Below are 6,186 nucleotides of genomic sequence, written 5' to 3'. Positions count from 1 at the left end.
TGTGGGTTGTGGAGTGTTGCGCGCTCCTCCACGCCGTGAACGGCGTGGTATCCGCGCTGGGGGAGCTACGTTATGAGCGAGAGCGAAGCGCGGGACCAACCCATGGAATCGGGCGAGGCGGAAACCGAAGCGGAAGCAACTGCCGAGGCCTCCGAACTCGCCGCGCAGGTTGACGTCCTTCAGGAGGAAAACCAGCGCCTCCGCGAAGAGTACGCACGCGCGCGTCGCACACAGTACCGTCGGACGGCGCTCGCGTTGGCCGCCGTCGGCGTGCTCGCGACACTCGGTGGGGTAGCCCTTCCCGACTCCCGTACCGTGCTCCTCGCGCTCGGCGGCACCGGCCTGTTCGCGGCCGCACTGACCCGCTATCTCACCCCGGAGCAGTTCATCTCCGCATCGGTGGGCGAGGGGATCTACGGCTCGCTCGCGGCAACCGAAGCGGCGCTTGTGACGGAACTCGGACTCCAAGACGAGCGACTGTATCTTCCCGGACCGGAGACCCCGAACGGCGTCTCGATACGACTGTTCGTCCCCCAGCAGTCCGAGTACAAGCGGCCGGACCCGTCAGCGCTTGACACGGTGTTCGTCCTTACTGACAACGAGGCCGAGCGCGGCGTCGCCCTCCATCCGAGTGGCGGTCCACTGTTCGACGAGTTCCGTCGGACGCTATCGGGCACGCTCGCGGACGAGCCGGGCACGCTCGCCACACAGCTCGCTGACGGACTCGTCGAGCAGTTCGAGTTGGCACGGAGCGCAACTCCGGAGCGTACCGACGACGAGCAGGTCACGTTCGCCATCAGCGGGAGTGCCTACGGTGCGATCGACCGGATCGACCATCCCGTCGCGTCGTTTCTTGGCGTCGGAATCGCAGCCGGATTGGAGCGGGCAGTCACCGTCGAGACCAGAGCAGCCGACGGTGATCGTGCAGACTTCCTCGTGACGTGTTCGTGGGCGAATTCAGCCTAACTTTGGTAGCGGAAAAATTTCACCGCTGGTTGGTCTTCGACAGCATTGGTGAAATCGTACTCGGTGGTGATAGAGAGCGCGAGTGCATACCTCCACCTTCAGGTGGAGGTCGAACGGTAGGCCCGTATCGGCTGTCTCCGCAAGAGTTAACCACTCTCCGGGCCAATGAAGATTGCTACGGAAGCGGTGAGACGCCGGCCCCGAACCACAAGGGGCGGCGAACCATCGGTGGTTCGCACGGCAATGACATGGCTTCCGACGGGGCCTCATTGGCCGGGCCACAGCCCTATACAGGGGATTCAAACGAGAGTTCCTCCGGTATGCTGCCGGTTCCCCTTGAGTGCGGGTTGGAACCGAACGGGTCCGTTTCGACGGACACGGAATCCCATGCGTGGATTCCTCGTCCTTCAGGGCGTGGAGGAGGTCAATTGGTGCCGACACAGTAGATGAGACTGATCACGTTTGCTGCTGTGGACTCCCACAGAGCATAACACCGGGCCTGTCGTAGCAGTCCGGCAAGTGCATGAGTGACGGGCAGGGGCCCACCCTGACGGAGGCGATTGTGAGGGAATTGGCCAGAGCTAAATCGTACAATCGTGGACAGTCATACTACGACCAAGGAGCAGTCAGCGACGTGGTTCAGCGCGGTAAGACACTTCGAGCCGATGTTGAGGGGAGTCAATACCAGCCCTATACGGTAACCATCGAGTTCGACGACGCTGGCGTCACTCGGACCGACTGTTCCTGTCCGTACGACCACGGTGGGATCTGCAAGCATCGCGTTGCTGTGCTGTTGACATACATTCGTGATTCTAGTCAGGTAAGCAAACGGCAGCCGTTCTCGGAGCTGATTGCTGACGCGAACCCGGAGACACTGCAGAATCTGCTCATCGAACTTGTCAACAGTCGTCCGGAGATGGCTGACTGGGTCGAAACCCGTCTCACCACCGCTGACGACGAGACAGACACCAACTCATCGGTGTCAGTGAGTCTGGACTCGATCCGTCGGCAGGCAAATCACGCACTTCCAAAACCGGGACAGCGAGGGCACAACGATGCCTACGCTGAGGCAGAGCGCATGGCCGAGGAACTGGACGAACTGATTGAGCAGGCACGGATGGCTCTCGACGCTAAAGACGGCGAAACTGCACTTGAGGTTCTTGCAGCAATCACCGATGAACTCGCGGATAACAGGTGGGCTGGCCTCCTTCCGCACGATATTCCCAGCGTGTACGGAGTTTTCGGTGATCTCAACCAGACGTTCATCGAAGCCGTTCTCACAGCCGAATTGACCGAGCGTGAACGCGATGAGTGGGAGGATCATCTTGCCGAATGGGACGACCAATTCATCCATTTCATGGGTGAATCAACGTTTATGGCCGCGGCAGACGCGGCGGTCGAAGGGTGGGACGACGAACGGGTCCAGCAGGCGATGGCAGGTAATCTCAGCAGAGGGGAGTTTTGGAAAGATGAGGAGCCCTGGTATGCCGAGGACATCGTCACTGTTCGGCTCACTATTCTCGAACGAGAAGATCGCATTGAGGAGTATCTCAACCTCGCTGAGGCGGCCGAGCAGCCCCAAGCGTACGCAAAGATGCTGGTACAGGAAGAACGTATTGAGGAGGCTGTCGACTACGCCATCGAGCGGTTATCGACGCCGGGCAGGGTGCTTGAAGTGGCTAAAACGCTGCGTGCGCACGAGCAGACACAGGCAGCCTTGCAGGTCGGCCAACACGGCCTGACACTTGAGGGCCTCCGGAAAGACACACTCGCAGAGTGGCTTCGCGACCGGGCAGCCAGTGCTGGCGATAGTGACCTCGCACTGAACGCAGCCGTCACTGCATTCGAAGCGAGTCCATCGTTACGAGCCTACAAGGCAGTCGAAGAGATCGCTGACAACGATTGGGAGAGCGTTCAGCCCGATCTTCTCGAATTCCTCCGTACACAGAATCCACGTGGCAACACTGCTGCTCGGTCTGTGGAGGTATTCCTCCATGAAGAACAGTACGATGAGGCCATCGAACTCGCGGATAGCACTCGCCAGACCAGCGTGACCGAACCGGTTGTTGAGGCTGTCATCGAGGAACGTCCACAGTGGGTGATTAGCACCTGCAAATCGCAGGCCGAACCGATAATCGAAGCCGGTCAGCACGACAGCTACAAGATGGCTGTGCGCTGGCTCAGACGAGCAGGAGAGGCGGCGCAAGCAGATGGCGACCTCGGTGAATGGCGTGAGTATGTCGAAACGATGCGGGACGACCACTATTCGAAGTACAAGTTGCGCCCGATGCTGGATGACCTGTTAGAGGAGTTTTGAAGGACGAGGGTGCCGGTGATCGGAAATACCCAGACCGAATACGCGACAGAACTTGCTTCGCTGATTGACCTGTTGCTGCCGTCAATGATTTCCTCACCTACGCTGAATATCCCTACCTCTACTACTTCGATCCGTAACGGGAAGTGATCACCGTTAGGACTGCAAATCCTCGACTTTCGATGCGATTTCGCTCTCGGTTGGTTCTTCGGTAAACTCCGTCATGGTGTCATCCCATCCGAATGCATATCTTCGGTAGGATACATCGCCATGGATCCAGCATTCGATATCGGCGTCCGTCGCGTCGTATTCGTCCTTGCTCGCATTTTTCCCTTCGTTCAGCACGTCCAGCAGATATTCTTCGATCCTGAGGGCATCCGACATCCGCAAGAGATGGTCGCCAGCGACGTATTCCAGAACCTCAGCCGGGGTCCCATATCCTTCACCCACGAGATAGAACTCACCGTAATATTCGTGGGATTCGATCTGAACGAGGAGAGCGTACGTTTCACCCATATCTTGTCTTCCCAGAACAGACCCATCAGGGTGCCCATTTCTCCATCTCTCGGAATAACGAACATTTCTCAGTCAGGTAAGAGACGAATACCGGCTATGCCTGTTTCAGAGCAGACACTGCGCAGGTCACAGCGTTTTCAAGAGCTGTTGAACGTATGAATTGCTCTCCCAGCTCCGATGCTTGCCCATGACCGAGAGCAACTGTTGTGTTTCTGCCGTAGTCATGTGCCCATTGCGTGCGTAATCACAGACCAGACGTGGGGCGGGAACGATTCGCGGTCCAGTGAGCGCCGCATGAGTGCGAAGTTCGTGCCCGCGAACTCGTCAGTCAGGAACCCATCAACATCGCGCGCGTTCGCGAGAACGATTCCAGCAGTTTCGTCTTCATCAAGCCCGGATGCGGGAAGCGAATTCGGGGTATCTGACCGCTGAAGCGGGTCTTCAACGTGGTAATGACCGCTTGCCGCAAGAATGTTTGCCGCCGCAGCGGCGTGGATGTCGGTGTACTGTGCGGTGGTTCGCAATTCAGTCTCCACCTGTGCTGGCATGTAGACGGTACACGACGTGAGGAGGAACTGTAACGGGTCGGGATTGGTTGCCATATCGTAGGTCGCGTCAGCTGCCGGAACGGCTAGACTAGTGAGTGCGCTCATATTGGCGACAGTGGTCTGCATTGTGGAGGGGCTTGGAGTGGGCAGCGCGCTTATTCTTCCGTGCCGGTGTCAGAATCGGCTGGATTGACGGTTCGTCGCTCACCATCGTAGATATCGGTATCGTTCGGGGCAGAAAGATCGAGTGGTTTACTGTCGAGAGCGCGCTTCAATAGGCGGAATCGCTGTGCGGCGTCGGCCCCGACGAGCTGCTTGACTGTCTCGAAATCCAGCCGGTCTTCGTAGAATTCGTTAGCGACGATTGCCTGAAACGAGTCGTCACTGGCCGTCTCGGTAACGTACCCGCGGAGCGCCTCGTTGAGGACGTCCGTCCGATCCTTGTGGAAGATGGTTGCGATAGCGTCGACCCGTTCGCTGAGGTGCTCCGGCGAGTGAAAGTGGACACGTTGGGTATCTCGATCAAGGGTTCATCGATCTATGTGCATGTTCTGCACATAGATTTATAATATTATTTTTGACATGAATATATATCCAGATTTCAGATAGATAGCAAAGCGATGAAAATGGAGATGGGGAGGCGAAAACTTGTACGATATGTTTAATCTCCAGCGAGCGGCGGACGAATACGGTGCTGACTTCGCCAACGAACAACAACCGTGACGTTAATACTCGATTCAGGCCAATAGTGTGATAGATGGTCGAGTATAGTAGTCTCGTGGTCGAAGAAATTACGGCCACACTCGACAGAGCGGGGTTCGAAAATCTGTCTCTTGACTCATTCCACGTCGACGTGACTGACTCGTACCAACGCAAACTCGGCGAGTGTCGTCCTGTTCAGCAGGCTGACGGTGACTCCGACACGAGCCAGTACCACATCCGCGTCGCTCGTCGATTGTTCGACGATTCCAGTGATACTCACTGGCAAGATACGGTTCGCCACGAAGTTGCACATGCACACGTCTTCTCGACGTTCGGGCAGGACGTGCAGCCACATGGCGATGAGTGGAAGCAAGCAGCTCGACGGGCAGGAGCAAATCCGAAGGCACGCTACGAAGCCAGCGACGACCTCGTGGATGCGAACTACGTTCTCACGTGTCCGGATGGCTGCTACGAGTACGGATATCTCCAGCGGTCCGAGCGAATCAAATATCCCTGGAAGTATGCCTGCAACGAGTGTGAGACCCGTCTCATCAGCTACGACGCTGGTGATTGTCCAACCGATCTCGAACCCGGTACCTGCTACGTGGCGAGCATCCCGTGGGAAACGAGTAGCGACCAGATGAGTTCAGACGCGTCACAGACACGGTTCTATCTGTTGGCCTGCCCGAACGGATGCACCAGATGGTCCTATCAGAGGCGTGCAAAGAGAATCAAGAACCCTTGGCTGTACATCTGCCCCGAATGCGATACGACACTCGTCAGTTGTGATGGAGGAGACGTACCAACCAGATTCGAGCCAGGAACCTGTAACGTCGAGAGCATTCCCTGGACCAAACCACAATTCATCCATGCTTGTTCCAACGGTTGTTTCAGTGCTGGCTATGGACAACCCTGCAAAGAGACCCACCATCCTGACCAATACTGGTGTGAAGACTGCGATACCCCGACAGTTTCGTATCCTGTCAATCAGCGCCCAAGCGACCTCACGCCGGGCACCAACTACATCGATTGACATCTTTCTGCTCTATTGAAAATGCGGTACTGCGGCGGGATTCGTGGATTGTGAGCTGAGACGTCACGCAGTTGAGTCGGAAAGAACCGTGAGTATCCTGTCTGATC

Annotated in this window: 4 protein-coding genes and 1 pseudogene; 3 read left to right on the top strand and 2 right to left on the bottom strand. The window is 57.1% G+C overall.

All coding sequences use genetic code 11. The features are described 5' to 3' along the window. Positions 1-72: 72 nt before the first annotated feature. Together ACQUQO_RS15465 and ACQUQO_RS15460 are read left to right on the top strand one after the other, a co-directional pair. On the top strand, positions 73-966 hold the full coding sequence (locus tag ACQUQO_RS15465; protein WP_435079134.1) for a hypothetical protein: 894 nt from the start codon (positions 73-75) through the stop codon (positions 964-966). A gap of 523 nt (positions 967-1,489) precedes the next feature. Further along, positions 1,490-3,283: an SWIM zinc finger family protein gene (locus tag ACQUQO_RS15460; RefSeq protein ID WP_435079133.1), complete on the top strand. Its 1,794-nt coding sequence runs from the start codon at positions 1,490-1,492 to the stop codon at positions 3,281-3,283. 153 nt (positions 3,284-3,436) lie between these two features. On the opposite strand, the gene ACQUQO_RS15455 is transcribed toward ACQUQO_RS15460, so the two are convergent. Next, positions 3,437-3,796, bottom strand: coding sequence for a hypothetical protein (locus ACQUQO_RS15455; protein WP_435079132.1), 360 nt, complete (start codon positions 3,794-3,796; stop codon positions 3,437-3,439). A 126-nt stretch (positions 3,797-3,922) separates the two neighbouring features. Beyond that, positions 3,923-4,470: pseudogene (locus ACQUQO_RS15450) on the bottom strand (hypothetical protein). A 631-nt stretch (positions 4,471-5,101) separates the two neighbouring features. Between ACQUQO_RS15450 and ACQUQO_RS15445 the strand changes: the two are divergent. Next, positions 5,102-6,079, top strand: coding sequence for a SprT-like domain-containing protein (locus ACQUQO_RS15445; protein WP_435079131.1), 978 nt, complete (start codon positions 5,102-5,104; stop codon positions 6,077-6,079). The last annotated feature ends 107 nt before the right edge of the window (positions 6,080-6,186 follow it).

Origin of the sequence: Halococcus sp. AFM35, assembly GCF_051195015.1 — an archaeon.
Classification (GTDB): domain Archaea; phylum Halobacteriota; class Halobacteria; order Halobacteriales; family Halococcaceae; genus Halococcus.
Note: the sequence above shows the minus strand (reverse complement) of the source record. Positions and strands in the feature narration are given on the sequence as shown.